The sequence below is a fragment of the Synechococcus sp. CCY 0621 genome, assembly GCF_019038465.1.
Taxonomy (GTDB): Bacteria; Cyanobacteriota; Cyanobacteriia; order PCC-6307; family Cyanobiaceae; genus Cyanobium.
In genome coordinates this window covers 1-249 of record NZ_JAFKRH010000090.1, presented here as the reverse complement: position 1 = coordinate 249, position 249 = coordinate 1, and the positions used below count along the sequence as shown (strand labels likewise).

At 63.5% G+C, this 249-nt stretch carries 1 pseudogene; it reads right to left on the bottom strand.

The window, feature by feature from the left end:
- A pseudogene (locus KUG43_RS16745) lies at positions 1 to 249 on the bottom strand (photosystem II q(b) protein); the annotation flags it as partial.

The window sequence follows — 249 nt, the reverse complement described above, 5'->3', positions numbered from 1 at the left end:
GGTAGGAGAGTTCCCACTCGCGGCCCATGTAGGCGAAGACGCCGATCAGGAAGTGGAAGACCACCAGCTGGTAAGGACCACCGTTGTACAGCCACTCATCGAGGCTGGCGGCTTCCCAGATGGGGTAGAAGTGCAGGCCGATGGCGTTGCTCGAAGGAACAACGGCGCCGGAGATGATGTTGTTGCCGTACATCAGGGAGCCGGCGACGGGCTCACGGATGCCGTCGATGTCGACGGGGGGCGCCGCGA